The organism is Methylophilus sp. Leaf416 (assembly GCF_001424665.1).
In the GTDB taxonomy this organism is placed as follows: Bacteria; Pseudomonadota; Gammaproteobacteria; order Burkholderiales; family Methylophilaceae; genus Methylophilus.
In genome coordinates, this window is sequence record NZ_LMQS01000002.1 from 624,833 (window position 1) to 642,288 (window position 17,456).

Annotated in this window: 17 protein-coding genes and 1 tRNA gene; 6 read left to right on the forward strand and 12 right to left on the reverse strand. The window is 48.5% G+C overall.

What is annotated here, in order from left to right; genetic code table 11:
* Positions 1-53: 53 nt before the first annotated feature.
* Positions 54-947, reverse strand: a complete 894-nt coding sequence (locus ASG34_RS07905; protein WP_055828995.1) for a PfkB family carbohydrate kinase — start codon at positions 945-947, stop codon at positions 54-56.
* 331 nt (positions 948-1,278) lie between these two features.
* Here ASG34_RS07905 and ASG34_RS07910 point away from each other — a divergent pair.
* The 3 genes from ASG34_RS07910 to ASG34_RS07920 all read left to right on the forward strand — a co-directional run bounded on the left by ASG34_RS07910 (position 1,279) and on the right by ASG34_RS07920 (position 1,973).
* A tRNA-Phe gene (locus tag ASG34_RS07910) sits at positions 1,279-1,354 on the forward strand.
* 41 nt (positions 1,355-1,395) lie between these two features.
* Positions 1,396-1,713 (forward strand): rhodanese-like domain-containing protein, encoded by a 318-nt coding sequence (locus ASG34_RS07915; RefSeq protein WP_157256770.1) that lies wholly within the window; start codon positions 1,396-1,398, stop codon positions 1,711-1,713.
* A 26-nt stretch (positions 1,714-1,739) separates the two neighbouring features.
* Positions 1,740-1,973: a sulfurtransferase TusA family protein gene (locus ASG34_RS07920; RefSeq protein WP_055829000.1), complete on the forward strand. Its 234-nt coding sequence runs from the start codon at positions 1,740-1,742 to the stop codon at positions 1,971-1,973.
* Positions 1,974-2,051: 78 nt separating this feature from the next.
* Here ASG34_RS07920 and ASG34_RS07925 read toward each other — a convergent pair whose 3' ends face one another.
* Positions 2,052-3,170, reverse strand: a complete 1,119-nt coding sequence (locus ASG34_RS07925; RefSeq protein ID WP_055829003.1) for a YVTN family beta-propeller repeat protein — start codon at positions 3,168-3,170, stop codon at positions 2,052-2,054.
* A 152-nt stretch (positions 3,171-3,322) separates the two neighbouring features.
* The gene (gene ilvA, locus ASG34_RS07930; RefSeq protein WP_055829005.1) at positions 3,323-4,834 is read right to left on the reverse strand and encodes a threonine ammonia-lyase, biosynthetic; all 1,512 of its coding nucleotides are present in this window, start codon (positions 4,832-4,834) and stop codon (positions 3,323-3,325) included.
* Positions 4,835-4,923: 89 nt separating this feature from the next.
* On the opposite strand from ilvA, the gene rpiA reads away from it, so the two are divergent.
* Positions 4,924-5,592 carry a ribose-5-phosphate isomerase RpiA gene (rpiA, locus tag ASG34_RS07935; protein ID WP_055829007.1) on the forward strand — a complete coding sequence of 223 codons (669 nt, stop codon included), beginning with the start codon at positions 4,924-4,926 and terminating at the stop codon, positions 5,590-5,592.
* Positions 5,593-5,677: 85 nt separating this feature from the next.
* Positions 5,678-6,382: a phosphate signaling complex protein PhoU gene (gene phoU, locus ASG34_RS07940; protein ID WP_055829012.1), complete on the forward strand. Its 705-nt coding sequence runs from the start codon at positions 5,678-5,680 to the stop codon at positions 6,380-6,382.
* Between the two features lie 50 nt (positions 6,383-6,432).
* On the opposite strand, the gene ASG34_RS07945 is transcribed toward phoU, so the two are convergent.
* On the reverse strand, positions 6,433-6,705 hold the full coding sequence (locus ASG34_RS07945) for an oxidative damage protection protein (RefSeq protein WP_055829014.1): 273 nt from the start codon (positions 6,703-6,705) through the stop codon (positions 6,433-6,435).
* A 76-nt stretch (positions 6,706-6,781) separates the two neighbouring features.
* On the opposite strand from ASG34_RS07945, the gene ASG34_RS07950 reads away from it, so the two are divergent.
* Positions 6,782-7,177, forward strand: coding sequence for a diacylglycerol kinase (locus ASG34_RS07950; RefSeq protein WP_055829016.1), 396 nt, complete (start codon positions 6,782-6,784; stop codon positions 7,175-7,177).
* 94 nt (positions 7,178-7,271) lie between these two features.
* Here ASG34_RS07950 and ASG34_RS07955 read toward each other — a convergent pair whose 3' ends face one another.
* From ASG34_RS07955 to rimP, 8 genes are all read right to left on the reverse strand, one after another.
* Positions 7,272-9,311, reverse strand: a complete 2,040-nt coding sequence (locus tag ASG34_RS07955) for a TonB-dependent receptor (protein WP_055829019.1) — start codon at positions 9,309-9,311, stop codon at positions 7,272-7,274.
* 113 nt (positions 9,312-9,424) lie between these two features.
* Positions 9,425-9,742 (reverse strand): hypothetical protein, encoded by a 318-nt coding sequence (locus tag ASG34_RS07960; RefSeq protein WP_055829022.1) that lies wholly within the window; start codon positions 9,740-9,742, stop codon positions 9,425-9,427.
* A 59-nt stretch (positions 9,743-9,801) separates the two neighbouring features.
* Positions 9,802-10,830, reverse strand: coding sequence for a histone deacetylase family protein (locus ASG34_RS07965; protein ID WP_082504839.1), 1,029 nt, complete (start codon positions 10,828-10,830; stop codon positions 9,802-9,804).
* A 57-nt stretch (positions 10,831-10,887) separates the two neighbouring features.
* Positions 10,888-11,787, reverse strand: coding sequence for a tRNA pseudouridine(55) synthase TruB (gene truB, locus ASG34_RS07970; RefSeq protein ID WP_055829024.1), 900 nt, complete (start codon positions 11,785-11,787; stop codon positions 10,888-10,890).
* 6 nt (positions 11,788-11,793) lie between these two features.
* Positions 11,794-12,177, reverse strand: coding sequence for a 30S ribosome-binding factor RbfA (rbfA, locus tag ASG34_RS07975; RefSeq protein WP_055829027.1), 384 nt, complete (start codon positions 12,175-12,177; stop codon positions 11,794-11,796).
* 126 nt (positions 12,178-12,303) lie between these two features.
* Positions 12,304-15,000 carry a translation initiation factor IF-2 gene (gene infB, locus ASG34_RS07980; protein ID WP_055829030.1) on the reverse strand — a complete coding sequence of 899 codons (2,697 nt, stop codon included), beginning with the start codon at positions 14,998-15,000 and terminating at the stop codon, positions 12,304-12,306.
* 140 nt (positions 15,001-15,140) lie between these two features.
* Positions 15,141-16,607, reverse strand: coding sequence for a transcription termination factor NusA (gene nusA, locus ASG34_RS07985; protein ID WP_055829033.1), 1,467 nt, complete (start codon positions 16,605-16,607; stop codon positions 15,141-15,143).
* A gap of 39 nt (positions 16,608-16,646) precedes the next feature.
* Entirely contained in the window at positions 16,647-17,135 is a 489-nt protein-coding gene (rimP, locus tag ASG34_RS07990; RefSeq protein WP_055829036.1) for a ribosome maturation factor RimP, read from the reverse strand.
* Between the last annotated feature and the right edge of the window lie 321 nt (positions 17,136-17,456).

The window sequence follows — 17,456 nt, forward strand, 5'->3', positions numbered from 1 at the left end:
TTTAAGTAAGTTTCTGTTTTTGCTAATTTTTTAGGCGTTTGGTACTGATGTTACTAAGCAAAATCTTTATAAAACGCTGCGCTTTCAGGCACTGCGCCACGGATACCACAAATAGCGGCGGCAAATTTGGCCGCATCCGCAAGCATGGTTTGCCTAGGCATATCGGCTAGCAGGCCACGTATCACAATGGCGGTGTAAGCATCTCCTGCACCCACGCTATCGACGAATGCTGTTTTTAATGGCACTGGCGCCTCACGGAAACTGCTACCATTTTCATCCAGCCAAAAACTGCCCTGCTCGCCACAAGTGACAAACATTTCACTTAGCTTAAATGTATCCAGCAACTGCCTGGCTTGCGAATCCAGGTCTGGCGCTTGCGGTAAACCTAGCAATCTGGATACTTCTGGCAATTCTTCATGATTAATCTTCAGCACATCCGCCGCCTGCAAGGCTAACGCCACATTGGTTTTGTCGTACCAGGGCTCACGCAGATTAATATCGCAAAACACCATGGCGCTATCACAGAGCTTTAACCATTGTTCCGCCACGCCCTGCATAGGCGCGTGCCTGAGTGCCAGGGTGCCAAAATAAATCAGCTGGGGTGTGTATTGCTGGGTTAATGCCTCTACCGGCAGCCAATCCAGAGCATCATAAGCCTGATTATCCAGGATTTCGAAGCGATGCCCGTGTTGCTCAAAATGTACGTGCACCTGCCCGGTTGGCAATGCGGCATGCTGCTGTACGCCTTTGGTAGACAAGCCCTTACGGTGCATTTCATCTAATATACGTTGACCCAGAGCATCCTTACCTACTGCGGTTAAGAGATGCACATCCAGCCCGAAGGCATGACAGTGCCGTGCTACATTGTAAGGCGCGCCGCCGATAATGGTTTGCTCGGGAAAAACATCTCCCAATACTTCACCTAGAATCATGACTGAATTTGACATACATTTATCCTGTTTTTATTTGACCAACTTATGAATGCTGAGATGAAGCAACCTTAAAATACCTCAAAAGCACTCTGTTAAAAGGTGTGACCGCAATCACAATCCATTGTTGCACTGAATAATTCATCACTGATGATTAAGATGGAAGAAGCTGAGACCAGGATGATTTCAATAGATTGCATACTTCTAAACAAACCCTGCTATCGCTTTAAAACCGGGCACAGCAAAAGCATGACAGGCATGTCAGTAATTTTTTTATCTTTTGTGTGCATACGCGAATAACTTTGCTATAATGCGCCTCTTGCAATTCGGGGCGACCTGAATTGTTGTTGGCCAGATAGCTCAGTCGGTAGAGCAGAGGATTGAAAATCCTCGTGTCGGCAGTTCGATTCTGCCTCTGGCCACCACTTCTTCCATGCCTCTCGGCATATTACTCCTGGGTTTGTTGATGTCATTAAAACACTTAACACCGGATGATTTACACCCCTTATTAAATGACCCTTCGGTATTGCTGATTGATATCCGCAATGATCACGAGCTGGTCTCCGGCATATTACATGGTGCGCTACATGTACCTTTGGGCAATCTAACCACCGCGTTTAGTCAACTGCCGCAAGATAAAAAACTGGTGTTTTATTGCCGCAGTGGCGTACGCTCCATATCTGCAGGTGAATTCGCACTTGCGCAAGGCTGTGCTGACGTTTCTCACCTCGCGGGTGGCATATTGGCATGGGCAGGCGCCGGCTTGCCGATTGAACCTGCGTAGTTAAATATTCATTCCAGGACATTCAAATGGTAAGCGATAAAGAAGTAGATGCACGTAACTTGAATTGCCCTTTGCCTATTTTGCGCTGTAAAAAGGCCTTGAATGATTTAGCCCCGGCGCAAGTACTGAAGATCATGGCGACTGACCCTGGTTCAAAAAAAGATTTCGATGCGTTTTGCCGCCAGACCGGCCACACCTTACTTGAATTGCAAGAGAGTGATGGCATTTTTACTTTCTGGATTAAAAAACGCACTGCATAACTACTGTCAGCATCAATAAAAAATCAATGAATAAAAAAGCCCGCAAAATGCGGGCTTTTTTCTTTCCGGAGTTAGCGATTACTTCGCGTTTTCCAGGCTACCCATGGCTTTCGGATAGGTCACTACGCCCCAAGGCATATTTTTAACAGCGATCTGCTTGGTGACTTCAAGTTTTTCTGCATCAATCACCAGCACTGCATCAGATTTACCGCACGCCAACAGAATGTCTTTGTTATTTGGCGTAAAGCTGAAATGCCAGCAACGGTTACCGGTAGGTACTTCTTTGATTTTCTCAAAAGTTTTGGCATCAAACACTTGCAGCAATTTAGCTTTGTTTGTCGCAACAAAAATTCGCTCGCCTTTTGCATCATAGGCAATCCCATACGGCGTTTCGGCAGTGTCTACTGTGCGTACCACGTTAAACTCTTTATCCAGCACCAGGAATTTATTACCGAACTCCAGCGTTGCCAGGTAGGTATTTCCGTCTGGCGAAACCTTGATGCCGCGAGGGCGATCACCATGGCTATGCGTCTGCACGGTTTTGATCAATTCGCCGGTTTCGATGTTGTGTACGGTGACAGTATTGTCAGCCTCGTTGGTGATGACCAGTTGCTTGCCATCGGCTGAAAATTCAATCCCTTCAGTTTCTGGTCCGCCAGTGATTTCGCGTACTTTTTCACCTTTGGTTAAATCAACCACAGCGATTTTTGCCGGGATTTTTTCTTCGTCATCATCGTCATCGTCTTCTTCACCCGCTTTTGGTGGAGGCCCGCCTTTAGCGCTAGGTTCTGAAGACACGAAAGCATAGTTTCCACTCACGCGTACGAACTCAGGATTCTTGCCCACATTGATTTGCTGCAACACTTCACCGGTCGCAGTATCAATTACAGAAATGCTTTCGTTATCTTTAGTGGCGACAATCAGTTTCTTGCCGTCGTCAGTCACCGCCAAACCACGCGGACCTTCAGCTTTGACGTCCAACTGTTTGGACACTTGCATGGTCACCAGGTCAATCACGTCTACACCAGCATCTTGCGTAGATACATAAGCTACCGGGCCGGCGCTCAGATTATCAGAGGCCGGCGCTGCAGGTTCAGCAGCAGGCTCTTCCGGTTTGTTACAGGCAGCCACAGTGGCGACCAATGCCAGCAACAGCAAACTGGTACGCGCGCGACGCACTAAAGGTGAATTCAACATGCAATCTATCTCCTGATTATTATTTAAGTTTAATGACACCAGCAAAATTCATTCTCAGCTAGCAAGGCACTGCATACCGCCAATTTCGATCTAACGCCAATATGAAATGGTTGATATAAACCACCACATTGGCTGATAAAGACCAAAAATATTTAGCCCAAGAATAACTGATAAGCAGGATTGTTACTTTCATCCCAGTAGGGATAGCCAAGCTGCTTCAGAAATTGCTCGAAAGCCGCTTTGTCTTCCTGTGGCACCTGCATGCCGACCAGCACACGGCCAAAGTCGGCGCCATGATTGCGGTAGTGAAACAAGCTGATGTTCCAGTTGTGACCCATAGATTCAAGAAAGTTCATCAATGCGCCGGGTTTTTCCGGAAACTCAAACCGGTAAACAACTTCGTTGCGCGCCTGTGGCGCATGTCCGCCGACCAGGTGGCGCAGATGCAATTTGGCCATTTCATTGCCAGTCAGGTCCAAAGCTTTCAGGCCTGCAGCATCCAGCGCGCGGGTAATTTCAGCCGGCTCATTCGGATTTTGCACCGACACACCAACAAAGATATGCGCATTTTTTGCGTCGGAATAACGGTAATTGAATTCAGTAATGTTGCGGTTGCCCAGCAAGCGGCAGAAGGATTTAAAAGCACCAGGTGTTTCGGGAATCGTCACTGCAAACACCGCTTCGCGGTGCTCACCCAACTCGGCCCGCTCGGCAATAAAACGTAGGCGGTCAAAGTTCATATTGGCGCCGGAAGCAACGGCTACCAGGCTTTTGCCTTGCAGTTGATGCCGTTCAGCATAGGCTTTCAATCCCGCTACAGCCAGTGCGCCAGCGGGCTCCAAAATACTGCGCGTGTCTTCAAACACGTCTTTGATCGCGGCACAGATCTCATCGTTATCGACCACGATCATCTCATCGACATATTGCTGCACCAGTGCAAAGGTATGCTCTCCAACCTGCTTTACAGCGGCGCCATCGGCAAACAAGCCGACCTGCTCCAGCATGATGCGCTGGCCAGTTTTGAGAGATTCGGTCATGGCTTCGGCATCTTGCGCCTCCACCCCAATGACCTTGATTTCAGGGCGCAATGCTTTGACATAGGCGGCAATACCCGCCAGCAAACCGCCACCACCCACGCAACAGAAAATCGCCTCGATAGGTTCAGGATGGTCCTTCAAAACTTCCATGGCAATCGTGCCTTGCCCGGCAATCACATCCGGGTCATCGTATGGGTGTACAAAAGTCAGACCTTCGCTTTTTTCAACTTCGAGCGCATGCGCATACGCGTCAGAATAGCTATCGCCAAACAACACTACCTCGGCACCACGCGCCCGTACCGCATTGATCTTGATTGTTGGAGTTGTGGTCGGCATCACAATCACGGCACGACAGCCCAGTTTTTGCGCGCTCAGGGCGACGCCTTGTGCATGGTTACCGGCACTCGCGCAAATCACACCGCGAGCGAGCGATTCCTGCGGCAGATTGGCCATTTTGTTATAGGCGCCGCGCAATTTGAATGAGAATACCGGCTGCATATCCTCACGCTTGAGCAAGACCTGATTTCTAAGTCTTACAGACAGGTTTGGCATGATATCCAGCGGCGTGTGGCGGGCCACGGCATAGACTTGGGAGTGTTCGATTTTTTCGCGGTAGTCGGTGGTCATCAAATGCTTTAAGGTTTTAAAACCGCAAGGTTGCAGTGTATGATAGGGAATTGTTTGTATTATAAAGAATTAATCAAGGATTGAAGCAGATGGCATTGGATAAAGCACAACAAGACGCACTTAAACTCGAAGTAGCAAAAGCAGCAATTACCTATGTAAAAGATGGCATTATCGGCGTGGGTACAGGTTCAACCGCCAACTTTTTTATTGATGAATTAGCCAAAGTTAAACACAAAATCGAAGGTGCTGTCGCCAGCTCGGAAGCGACGGCCAAACGTTTGCGCGACCATGGCATTGAAGTGTTTGATTTAAACAGTGTCGACAGCCTGGATATTTATGTGGATGGCGCGGATGAAATTACCGAGCATTTGCATATGCTTAAAGGTGGTGGCGGTGCGCTGACCCGTGAAAAAATCGTGGCAGCCGTGGCTAAATCCTTTATATGTATCTGCGATGAAAGCAAATTTGTACCCGTGCTGGGTAAATTCCCGTTGCCAGTTGAAGTGCTGCCTATGGCGCGTAGCCAGGTAGCGCGTGAATTGGTCAAACTCGGCGGTCAGCCAAAATTGCGTGACTTTACGACCGACAATGGCAACATCATTCTCGATGTGCACGGCCTGACAATCAGCGATCCAATCGAACTGGAAAGCAAAATCAATCAAATTGTGGGTGTAGTTACTAATGGTCTGTTCGCGGCACGTCCTGCAAACGTTTTGCTGCTGGCGACGCCAAATGGTGTTAAAACCCTGACCAAATAATTGAAACAACCCCCGCCAATCACTATCATAAAGTTGTCATATTGTACTGATAACCTAGCGGGCACAATAATTAGGAAATTACGTCATGCAATTTGAACACACCTCAAAACAATATGATGTTGAACTGGAATCGGTACGCGCCAAGGTTCTGGAAATGGGGGGGTTGGTCGAACAGCAAATTGTGAATGCGCTGGAATCACTGACGACAGCGGATGTTAATCTGGCCAAAGATGTGATGGCACGTGATGCACGCGTCAATGCACTGGAAGTGCAAGTCGATGAAGACTGTAGCCATATCATTGCCCGCCGCCAGCCTGCGGCACGTGACTTACGCATGATTATGATGATGGTGAAAACCATTACTGACCTGGAACGCATAGGTGATGAAGCCACCAAGATTGCCCGTACCGCTCAGCGTATTTATGAGCAGGACCGCATGTACAAACCTCGTTTCAACGAGATTAAATCCATGGTTGGCCTGGTGCGTGAAATGCTGCGCACTTCACTGGACTCATTCGCGCGCCTGGATGTCAGCCAGACTGTTGAAGTCGCCAAGCAGGACGAGCAGGTGGATGAGCAGTTCCGTGCAGCCATGCGTCAGCTGATTACCTTTATGCTGGAAGATCCACGCACAATCTCGATGTCACTAGAAGTGCTGTTTGTGGCAAAAGCGATTGAGCGTATTGGTGACCATGCCAAAAATATCTCTGAATATGTGGTGTATATGGTTAAAGGTAAAGATATCCGCCATACCAGCCTGGAAGACATCAAGCGCGAAACCATGTCTTAATTATTAAAACAAAAAGCACTCCGAAGAGTGCTTTTTTTATGCCCGGCTAATTAAGCACTGGGTGGAACATAACCAGTGGCCACATCCGCACCATCCCCAAAGAAATACTTTTCAGTTTGCTCAGCAAGATATTTCCTGGCACTGGCATCGGCCAGGCTCAGGCGGTTCTCGTTGACCAGCATGGTTTGCTGTTTCAGCCAACCTGCCCATGCTTCTTTAGACACATGCAGATAAATCTTTTTACCCAGCTCACCAGGATATGGCGGGAAATCCATCCCCTCCAGCTCTTTACCCAGTTTCACGCACTGCACCATTCTTGCCATGTTAACCCTCATTACACTGCTAAAAGCGTTATCATAGCGCATGTTAAAATGTGATGTAGATTTTTAGAGATAATCCATGCAAAACAAACCCTCCCCGTCACATGAAGAAAGCCCGTTTAAGGGCAAAACCGGCATCCGTCGCCTGGTGAATGCATTCGGTTACTCCATGGATGGATTCAAAGCCGCCTACCAGCACGAAGATGCCTTCCGGCAAGAGGTCTGGTTATCCCTGGTGCTGATTCCACTGGCGTTTTACCTGGAAGCTGAAGCTTTGCACCGCATTCTGATGGTAGGCAGCGTCATGCTGGTTCTGATCGTAGAATTACTTAATTCTGCGGTCGAAGCCGTAGTTGACCGTGTCTCGATTGAGCGCCACGCGCTGGCCAAACGTGCCAAGGATATTGGCAGTGCCGCCGTTTTACTCGCACTGATCAATCTCGGCATCGTCTGGGGACTGATCCTGTTTGGTTAATGGATTAACTAAATAAAATGGATTAACTAAATAAAATGGATTAACTAAATAAAAAGGGTTGGCAATTGCCAACCCTTTTTATTGCCTTTAACTTTTAGAAATCAGCCCTTGCCCCTATCAATATCGAACGTGAGCCTGCCGGAGAAATATCCTTTAGGAAAGAAGCATGCTCGCGAATTTCATCATTCAGCAGGTTATTTGCTTTGGCAAATAATTCTACGTGATATTTTACTGGCAGCTTGTAAGCCAGTAACGCACTCAGGTTGGTATAGCCATCCGTTTTCAGTTCATTTTCAGCGACATCATTTTGTTTGAATGCATGCAACACATCCATGCGCGCATTCCAGTTACCTAACCGGTAATCCAGTCCGCCGCCTAGGCGTAATGGCGAAATGCGCGGAAGATACTCGTTGTTGCGCGTATCTTTGGCGTGCACATAATCGCCGCGCATTTTGAGTGTCCATTCGTCGTTAAGGGCAAACTTTCCTTCCAGCTCCAACCCTTTAAACATGGCCGGCACGGCAGTGAAGTTGGCAATCGCCAGACCTGTGCCGGGATCAGTCTCGCCTGTATTCAACAGACCAATGAAGTTCTGAAAACGTGTCGCGTAGGCACCCAGCGTAATACTGTGGCCGTTGGCCTTCCACTTTAATTGCGCTTCAATACCGTTGGAAACTTCTTTATCAAGGTTGGCGTTACCGACTTCAAACTGCCCGGTTGCCACGTGCTCGCCATTGGCATACAGCTCAAAATAGCTAGGTGCACGTTCGTTATGGGACAGGTTTGCTGTCGCACTCCATGCGTCATCAATGGTATATAAACCACCTAAGGCAAAACTGTTGGGATTAAAGCGATTGTTAAATGCCTGAGTGAAGACAGCATCAGCACTGGAAGCCACCGAGGTTTCACCGACGCGGCCACCAAAGGTAATTTTATGCCTATCAATCGGCAACTCTTCGTATACGTAGAGTGCCTGTGTTTGTGTCACCACGCTCGGGACAAATGCCTCTTCACCCAACGCCTGGAAACGGGTGTTCTGGAACTGATAACCGACGACGCCATTGACGTTTGCCCAAGGGATGTGGGTCGCTTCCAGGCTACCCTCCATACCACGGTTTTTAAAAGTAGTCCCTACTTCGCCACCCTCTAATTCAACGTGCTGGTAATCGGTATGTGCCATGCGCAACTTCAACTTCTGGATAGGGCCACGCAGCTCCCTGACCTCACCTGCCAGCTCCCATCTTTGCTGTTCCATATCAATGCGTACATCATCTTCATTCACTACACCGTAATTGTTGTTCAGGCTGGAATAGGAAACCCCCAGGTAGCCGGTATCAAATGTCCAGGCCGCCCCTAAAGCACCGCCATTCGATAAAGCGCTGCTATTGTTTAACTTGCCTTTGCCTTTGCTATCGCGCGGTTCTCCATCTGCCAGGCTTTTGCGCTTTGACACGGCATAACCGGGAATATCCAGGTTACTGGTTTCACGAGAATAAACATCGGCATGGATAGCAAACGTACCGTTACCGACATCGACAACCGCGGCGCCATTGCGCGCATTATCCGGCCCGCCAAAACGCGCTTCGCCACGTCCGGTCATGCCGTTTAAGGATTCTTTGGGAATACGGTGATCAATCGCGTTAACCACCCCACCGACTGCGCTGCCGCCATACAGCAATGCTGCAGGACCGCGCACCACATCGACTTGCTCAATAATGAGGGGATCAATCGCCACAGCGTGATCGAAACTGAGAGAGCCCGCATCCAGGATGCCAACACCGTTTTGCATGATACGTACGCGCTCGCCATCGAGACCACGGATAATCGGGCGCGAGGCATTGGGGCCGAATTGCGTAGCGGTCACGCCGGGAATTCCGTTCAAGGTTTCACCCAAGGTGCCTTCGCGGCGTAAGCTTAATTCGCGCCCGCCAAGTACAGACACAGGCACGACCATATCATCCGAGCCTACACCCAGTGGATTACCGGTAATAGGCACATTGTCCAGATCCAGTGTATGGCTGTGCTCTTCGGCATGCAATGTTAAAACTGGAAAGGCTAAGATGGTTGTTAATGCCAGCCACACAGGGTTTAGCTGTAAATGTGGAGCACGTACGATGTGCTTTGCGATATTCATGATCATTCTTTCTCAACAATTAATCGTCCTGCAATGAGGGCCAACCGCACGGGCAGCGGTTGCCAAATCAGCAGGCAAGGATTCAGGTGCGCTCTGGGCGCAAGCAATAGAAATTAAAGCTGAGAAAAAGAGGGTGGTGCGCGTGCAGCATAGACCTTGGTAAAGGACTGCACGGCAGTTGACGAGGTTAAAATGTAATGAGGTTTATCGCATGCAATGACCGGGCAAATAAAGGCCGTTGGTGGCATGCCACCGGCAATCACTGATAAGCCCAGGCATAAGGTACAAGGCTCACCGCCAGTATGTTGATGATCAGATTGTGATTGGTTGTTTAGATCGTTTAAATGGCTGATTTCATGTGCAGCCATGCCAATTTGCGTGAACGCAAACAGCACGGAAATGAGCACATAGGTATAAAACCGCTTTAACATGTTGAATATATTAACATATCTGATATGACTTGATATGCAATTTTGTTGCAAAATTATGTCTATTGGTCTACAAGTACTTGTAAAATTGCTTCAACCGCGCTGGCATTGTTTTCCGGAACATATCCGCCTTCCAGCACCCAGACTGTTCTGCCCTGCGCATATTGGTTGGATAGTGTGACCAGCTTTTGTGCAATCGCTGCATAGCCTGCATCTGTGTAGCTTAATCCACCAAGCAGGTCACTCTGATGTGCATCTAGTCCAGCCGAGACTAAAATTAGCTCAGGCCGAAAACGTTGCATGGCTGGTTCCAGTTGTGCATTGAGCGCTTTTAAGATGATAGCTTCATCGCTGCCGACAGGCACATCCACATTTATGGTGTCGCCTTCCCCTTTGCCATGTCCCTTTTCAGTTGGTCTGCCGGACCTGGGATAAAGCGGATGCTGGTGCGCGCTGAAATAAAAAACGCTGTCATCCTCATCAAAGATGTCTTGCGTACCGTTGCCGTGATGGACGTCGATATCCACGATCAGCACCCGCTGCACACCATATTTCTTTTGTGCATAACGTGCCGCCACCGCCACGTGATTGTAAATACAAAAACCCATGCCGCGATCAGCGGTCGCGTGATGACCAGGCGGCCTGACCAGCGCAAAAGCACTTTTACTATCGTGTTGCATGACTGCATCAATGCCGGCCATCGCTGCACCACTAGCCAGCTTGGCCACTTCAAGTGATTTTTTCGAGATAACGGTGTCGCCGGTACTCAGCGTACGATAAGGTCGAGCGGGAGTCAGTTGTTGTAGCTCAGAATCCAGCAAATCAAGATAACTGGCTTGATGAACGGAAAGTAAATGTTCACGTGTAGCCGCAGAAAATGTCGGCCAACGCAGTTTTGGGCTAATGGTTTTATGTTTTTTTAGATGCTGGACAATAAAGCCAAGCCGGTCTGGCTTTTCCGGGTGACCGGCGCCGGTATCATGCAGCAGGAAACGGTCATCATAGAGTACTGTTACTGATGTGGCCTGGGCTTCGATGGGCAAAACGGATAACAACAGCAGACTGATAAAATAATGGCGTAGGATATGCATTGCCGCTCTCCTCAAGCTTTATTTGAGACTAGAAGCTGGTAGCCCGACTGCCCAGCGCTACAAATTAACGACGCGTTTGGGTGCGATTCTTCCGTTTGCCAGTTGTACACCGAGGCCTAAAAAAAGGCCCGCTTCACTATAAACCCGCACATCGCCATCTGGAATGATTCCCGGTAACCATACTGGATTCCCCTGCTTAAAATAATACGCAGCATCTGCATGCAGCGCTATTTTAGGTAAAGCGCTAATCGCAGTATCCACCGGCAATAATAGCGCATCGCGCGCTTCCATCGTCATGGCTTCCAAACCCTCTAGCGTTACCGTATGCACGATCTGGTAAGTCGCTGTAGCCGTTCTGCGCAGGTCAATCAGGTGTGCACCCACATTTAGTGCCTTGCCAATATCTTCAGCAAGCGTGCGGATATAAGTGCCCTTACTACAAGTGACTTCAATGTTCGCAATATTATCCTGGCAATCCAGTAATTGAATGGCGAAAATAGTCACCTGGCGTGGCTTGCGTTCCAGCTCAACGCCTTCCCTGGCGTAAGCATATAAAGGTTTGCCATCCACCTTGAGGGCAGAATACATGGGAGGGATTTGAGTAATCTCACCCGTCAAGGCAGGCAGCACTGCTTCAACCTCCCCTGGCTGCACTTTGCAGGCGACCTCTTGCACAATATCGCCTTCTTTGTCACCCGTAGTGGTGGTGACGCCAAATTTGACTGTGGCTATATAAGTTTTATTTTCATCGGTCAGATGCTGGGCAAATTTGGTCGCTTCACCCAGGCAAATAGGCAACACGCCAGTCGCCAGCGGATCAAGCGTGCCGGTATGTCCGGCCTTTTGTGCCTGGTAGAGCCATTTAACTTTTTGCAGTGCCTGGTTGGATGAATAACCATGCGGCTTATCAAGCAGTAACACGCCGTGAACGGCGCGTTTGATGCGTTTGGTTTGCATAGAAAGTTATTCTTGCGAGGGAGTGTCGGGTGTAGCTTGTTCCGGGGTTTGCTCGGAGATCGCTTTGTCAATCAGCTTATCCATATGCATACCGCGGTCTATCGATTCGTCATACACAAAATGCAGTTGTGGCATTGTGCGTAGCATCATGCGTTTACCTAGCTGTGAACGTAAAAAGCCGGCGGCTTTTTCCAGGCCTTCTTGCAGGCCTTTGCTGTTTTTTGCTGCGGTATAAAACACTTTGGCGTGCGCCATATCACCGGCAACCTCAACATCGGTCAGGGTGACCATTTGCACGCGCGGGTCTTTTACTTCAAACATCAGCAAATCCGCCAGTTCACGGCGAATTTGCTCAGACACACGGTCATTGCGGGAGAATGCTTTAGCCATTGATTTTCCTGACTTTAAAAGACTAAATGAGGCTAGGCGTCAGCCAAAAAATGGAGCGCGGCATATTGGGCATATGTAAGCGAACATTTTTTGGATGGCAACAACGCATCATGACGGTTTTTAAAGTCAAAGTGTACGGGCCACTTCAACGACTTCATACACTTCCAGAATATCACCCACTTCAATCTCGTTGTAGTTCTTCAGAGACAGACCACATTCAAAGTTGTTTTTAACTTCTTTAACGTCATCTTTGAAACGTTTCAGTGAGTCAAGTTCGCCAGTATGAATAATGACGTTGTTACGCAGCAAGCGGACTTTAGCATTACGTTTAACCATACCATCCTGCACATAACAACCAGCCACAGCACCCACTTTGGAGATACGATAGACTTCGCGGATTTCCACAGTACCAATCATTTGTTCTTTATGCTCTGGCGGCAACATACCGCCCAAGGCCGCTTTAACTTCATCTACCGCTTCATAAATGATGTTGTAGTAACGTAAATCGACACCAAGTGTCTCTACAAGTTTTCGCGCACCAGCATCGGCACGGACATTGAAACCGATCAAGACAGCTTTAGATGCGGCAGCCAAGTTAACATCTGACTCGCTAATAGCACCCACTGCAGTGTGAATGATATTAACGCGTACTTCCTTAGTGGACAGCTTTTGCAAGCTTGTAGTCAACGCTTCGAAAGAGCCCTGAACATCTGACTTGATAATCAGGTTAAGGGTTTGTACTGCGCCCTCAGCCATTTGTTCAAAGATATTTTCCAGTTTGGCTGCATGCTGTTTAGCCAGCTTCACATCACGGAACTTGCCTTGACGGAACATGGCGATTTCACGTGCTTTACGTTCGTCGTTGAGGACAATCGTTTCTTCACCGGCACTTGGCACATCCGATAAACCTAACACTTCTACCGGGATAGAAGGACCTGCTTCCTTAATGTCGTTGCCGTTTTCATCCAGCATGGCGCGAACGCGACCATAAGCAGTACCCGCCAGCAACATATCGCCACGACGCAAGATACCAGACTGCACCAATACGGTAGTTACCGGTCCACGGCCTTTATCCAGACGGCCTTCAATCACCAGGCCTGTAGCCGGTGTATTCTGCGGAGCTGTCAGCTCAAGTACTTCTGCCTGCAACAACACCGCTTCCAGTAACTCATCAATACCCTTACCCGTTTTAGCAGATACTTCACGGAACATGGCTTCACCACCATACTCTTCCGGCACCACTTCATGGGTAATCAATTCATTTTTCACGCGTTCTGGTTGTGCTTCTGGTTTATCGATCTTGTTGATCGCTACCACGATAGGCACGTTACCCGCTTTTGCATGGTGAATCGCTTCAATTGTTTGCGGCATGACACCATCATCAGCAGAAACCACCAGAATGACAATGTCCGTAGCCTTGGCACCACGCGCACGCATGGCCGTAAAGGCTTCATGGCCTGGAGTATCCAAGAATGTCACCATGCCACGCGGTGTTTCTACATGGTAAGCACCAATATGCTGGGTAATGCCGCCAGCTTCGCCTGAAGCAACACGGCTACGGCGGATATAATCCAGCAATGATGTTTTACCATGGTCAACGTGACCCATGACGGTGACGACCGGTGGACGCGCTTGCATCACGGCTTCGGTCATGTCAGTTTCCTCGAGGAAACTCTCAGGATCGTTGGCAGCAGCGGCCTGGGCTTTGTGCCCCATTTCTTCCACCAGAATAATGGCAGTGTCTTGATCCAGCACCTGGTTGATCGTAACCATCATGCCCATTTTCATCAGTGCCTTGATCACCTCAGCGGCTTTGACTGACATTTTATGTGCCAGGTCAGCGACTGAAATAGTCTCAGGAATCATCACATCTTTGATCACTGGCTCAGTCGGTGCATTAAATGCATGCTGGTCATCTTTATTTGACTTGTGATGCTTGCCTTTAGGCGTGCGCCATCCTTGTGAGGCACCACCAGGCGCATCACCGCGGGTTTTAATGCCGCGTTTTTTGTTTTCGTTATCGTTCCAGTCACGGTTACCAGGCTTGCTCTTTTTATCTTTGCTTTCCGCTGGTTTGTCAGTAACTTTGTTCGCTGGCTTGTGCAACGTGCCTTCAGATAGTTTTGTTGGCGCAGGCTTGTTTTTGGCCGCTTCAGCATCCGCTTGACGTTTTGCCTCTTCTTCGGCACGACGTTGTGTCAATGCCTGTTTGCGTTGTACATCTTCTGCCTGAAGCGCCAACAGTTTGGCATGCCGTGCCGCTTCATTTTCACGCAAAGCAATCTCTTGCACAGATAGCACTGCGGCTTTGGATTTAGCTGGCGCTGCAACCGGCGCTTCTGCTTCAGGTGCAGGCTCTGCCACTTCCGCGACTGGCTCTACTTCGGGTTCCGGCTCAACTTCTACCGCAGGCACTTCGATTTCTGGTTCAGGGACAATTACTGGTGTCTCTTCCAGCACTTCAGGCTCGGCAATGGTAGGCTCTTCAATTGCTGCTTCTACAGGAGCCTCATACCCGATCTCCTCAGGACGTTCTAATACGCGTTTTTTGCGCACTTCGACTTGAATGGTGCGTGCTTTACCTGAGCTATCAGTTTTCTTGATTTCGGTATTCTGCTTGCGCATCAGCGTGATTTTGTTTTTTGGGGCATTGGCTGCGCCATGCTCTTTACGCAAGTAATCCAGCAATGCAGTCTTGTCACCTTCTTCCAAAAAATCATCCACAGACGTTTTATTAACGCCTGCGCTTTTCAGTTGCTCGATGAGCAAGGTCGTTGGAAGACCCAGCTCTGCGGCAAATTGTGCGACGGTTGAAAGTGCCATGTACTGCTCCAGTTCAATTACTCTATATTCTAATTTAAGGTGTACGCATGATTCTTGCCTGGCGGGTTACAAGAAACCGCTAATTACTTAAACTCAGGTTACAAACCGGGCTTTTAAACCCGGGTTGTTTTAATGCCAGGTTATTTAAACCAGGGCGCGCGTGCGGTCATAATTAATGACTTGGCACGTTCATCATCTATTCCGGTCAATTCAACCAGTTCATCCACTGCAAGCTCAGCTAAATCTTCACTTGAGTGAATGTTGTTTGCAGATAATTTGTGCGCGGTATCGGCATCCATGCCTTCAAGCGTCATCAAATCATGCGTGTCTTCTTCAACTTTCTCTTCTTTAGCGATCGCCTCGGTCAGCAAAGCAGCGCGCGCACGTGAACGTAATTCATTCACGGTATCTTCATCAAACGCGTCGATTTCTGCCATTTCTGCGATCGGCACATACGCAATTTCTTCCAGCGTACTAAAGCCTTCTTGCACCAGAATGTCTGCTACTTCTTCATCCACATCCAGTTTTTCAATAAACAACTGGCTGATTTTTGCATATTCGTCCTGGTTCTTCTGTGCAGCAGCTTCTTCGGTCAGGATATTCAAGCTCCAGCCAGTTAATTCTGAAGCCAAGCGTACGTTTTGACCATTACGGCCAATCGCCACTGCCAATTGCTCTTCGCTTACAACAACATCCATGCTGTGTGCATCTTCATCCACCACGATGGAGCTTACTTCAGCAGGCGCCAATGCGTTGATTACAAACTGTGCTGGGTCCATGCTCCACAGCACGATATCCACACGCTCGCCGCCGAGTTCTGAGGTGACTGCTTGCACACGTGATCCACGCATACCTACGCAAGTACCTACCGGGTCAAGACGCTGGTCATTGGTTTTCACTGCAATTTTTGAACGCAAACCTGGGTCACGCGCTGCTGAACGAATCTCCAGCAAACCTTCTTCAATTTCCGGCACTTCAAGCTCAAACAAACGTTTAAGGAAATCAGGTGCGATACGCGACAAAATCAATTGCGGGCCACGGCCACCACGGTCTACGCGTGACAAATAGGCACGTACGCGATCACCAACGCGCAAGTTTTCTTTCTGGATCATCGCTTCACGCGGTAACAGGCATTCAATGCGACCTACTTCAATAATCGCATTCCCTTTTTCCATACGCTTGATCACGCCAGTGACCAGGCTTTCGCCACGGCCTAAAAAGTCCTGGATCATTTGCTCACGTTCAGCTTCACGGACTTTTTGTAAAATCACTTGTTTCGCAGCCTGTGCACCGATACGGCCAAAAGAAATAGACTCTAGCGGCTCTTCATAATAGTCACCGATCTGGCGACCTTCTGCTCGCGGATCTTCCTCGTCGAACTGGTAAGTTGAACTTTCGAGCAGGTCGTACTCGACATATTGCCAGCGTCTGAAAGTACTGTAGTCACCACTTTCGCGGTCAATCTCGACACGAATGTCTGCACCTTCTTCATGGTTCTTTTTAGTTGCAGAAGCCAATGCCAGCTCTAATGCCGTAAAAATCACTTCTTTACTGACATTCTTTTCATGTGCCAGAGCATCAACTAACAACAATATTTCACGACTCATCGTAATCTCCAACGCACCGTACGGATTAATTAAAACAAATTAATCAAAAATCGGGCTCAACCGAGCCTTGTCTAAATTATCCAGCGAAAAGCTATACAGCCAGCCATCGCACTCAATCTTCACCTTGCCATCTTCAACACCTTGCAGTACACCTAAAAAGGTTTTCCTGGGCAAAGTCGTTGCCGTGGCTTTAGGACCATCATCTTTAATACCTATGCGCAACTTAACAAGTGCGCGCTCGCCGATAAAGCGGACAAAATCACTTTCTTTACGCAACACACGATCCAGGCCAGCGGAAGAAACTTCCAGCCGGTCATAATCAATATCCAGCTCAACGGTTAACACATTGCCTAGCTGATTGCTTACCAGCACACAGTCATCGATGTTAACGCTGTCTTTAGTATCTTTAGGGTTCAGCTTGTCGATAAACACACGCAGCAATTTACCGCGGCTGGCCACTTCAAAGTCAACCAACTCATACCCCAACTGGGTAACCGTCTTTTCAACAACCGAATGCAAATCTTGCATGGCGAGCCTTAATTCCCAAACATATCGACCAGAAACGAAAAATGGGCGTAAAGCCCATCAATCCACAACATTATACCAAAATTCCTTTGAAATTTAAAGCCATAACTTGATTGATGCAACTGCCATCCCTGAAGCATTTTGACCTTCATAAGACAACGTTTTTTTGATTAGCCCTAATGGGTCAATGACATGCTTGTTTTGGATGCTTATGATGCAGGCAAATGAGGGAGAAGACTCACAACAACAGCCGACCTAGCGGTTAAATGCCTGGTTAACGGCGCAAACAACAGCAATACAGATTTCATGGCAGTCTATTTTGAG

Excerpts from the sequence above, each read along its gene's own strand:
- ASG34_RS07905 (WP_055828995.1), bottom strand. The coding sequence starts at position 947 with ATGTCAAATTCAGTCATGATTCTAGGTGAAGTATTGGGAGATGTTTTT.
- ASG34_RS07915 (WP_157256770.1), top strand. The coding sequence starts at position 1,396 with ATGTCATTAAAACACTTAACACCGGATGATTTACACCCCTTATTAAAT.
- ASG34_RS07920 (WP_055829000.1), top strand. The coding sequence starts at position 1,740 with ATGGTAAGCGATAAAGAAGTAGATGCACGTAACTTGAATTGCCCTTTG.
- ASG34_RS07925 (WP_055829003.1), bottom strand. The coding sequence starts at position 3,170 with ATGTTGAATTCACCTTTAGTGCGTCGCGCGCGTACCAGTTTGCTGTTG.
- ilvA (WP_055829005.1), bottom strand. The coding sequence starts at position 4,834 with ATGACCACCGACTACCGCGAAAAAATCGAACACTCCCAAGTCTATGCC.
- rpiA (WP_055829007.1), top strand. The coding sequence starts at position 4,924 with ATGGCATTGGATAAAGCACAACAAGACGCACTTAAACTCGAAGTAGCA.
- phoU (WP_055829012.1), top strand. The coding sequence starts at position 5,678 with ATGCAATTTGAACACACCTCAAAACAATATGATGTTGAACTGGAATCG.
- ASG34_RS07945 (WP_055829014.1), bottom strand. The coding sequence starts at position 6,705 with ATGGCAAGAATGGTGCAGTGCGTGAAACTGGGTAAAGAGCTGGAGGGG.
- ASG34_RS07950 (WP_055829016.1), top strand. The coding sequence starts at position 6,782 with ATGCAAAACAAACCCTCCCCGTCACATGAAGAAAGCCCGTTTAAGGGC.
- ASG34_RS07955 (WP_055829019.1), bottom strand. The coding sequence starts at position 9,311 with ATGAATATCGCAAAGCACATCGTACGTGCTCCACATTTACAGCTAAAC.
- ASG34_RS07960 (WP_055829022.1), bottom strand. The coding sequence starts at position 9,742 with ATGTTAAAGCGGTTTTATACCTATGTGCTCATTTCCGTGCTGTTTGCG.
- ASG34_RS07965 (WP_082504839.1), bottom strand. The coding sequence starts at position 10,830 with ATGCATATCCTACGCCATTATTTTATCAGTCTGCTGTTGTTATCCGTT.
- truB (WP_055829024.1), bottom strand. The coding sequence starts at position 11,787 with ATGCAAACCAAACGCATCAAACGCGCCGTTCACGGCGTGTTACTGCTT.
- rbfA (WP_055829027.1), bottom strand. The coding sequence starts at position 12,177 with ATGGCTAAAGCATTCTCCCGCAATGACCGTGTGTCTGAGCAAATTCGC.
- infB (WP_055829030.1), bottom strand. The coding sequence starts at position 15,000 with ATGGCACTTTCAACCGTCGCACAATTTGCCGCAGAGCTGGGTCTTCCA.
- nusA (WP_055829033.1), bottom strand. The coding sequence starts at position 16,607 with ATGAGTCGTGAAATATTGTTGTTAGTTGATGCTCTGGCACATGAAAAG.
- rimP (WP_055829036.1), bottom strand. The coding sequence starts at position 17,135 with ATGCAAGATTTGCATTCGGTTGTTGAAAAGACGGTTACCCAGTTGGGG.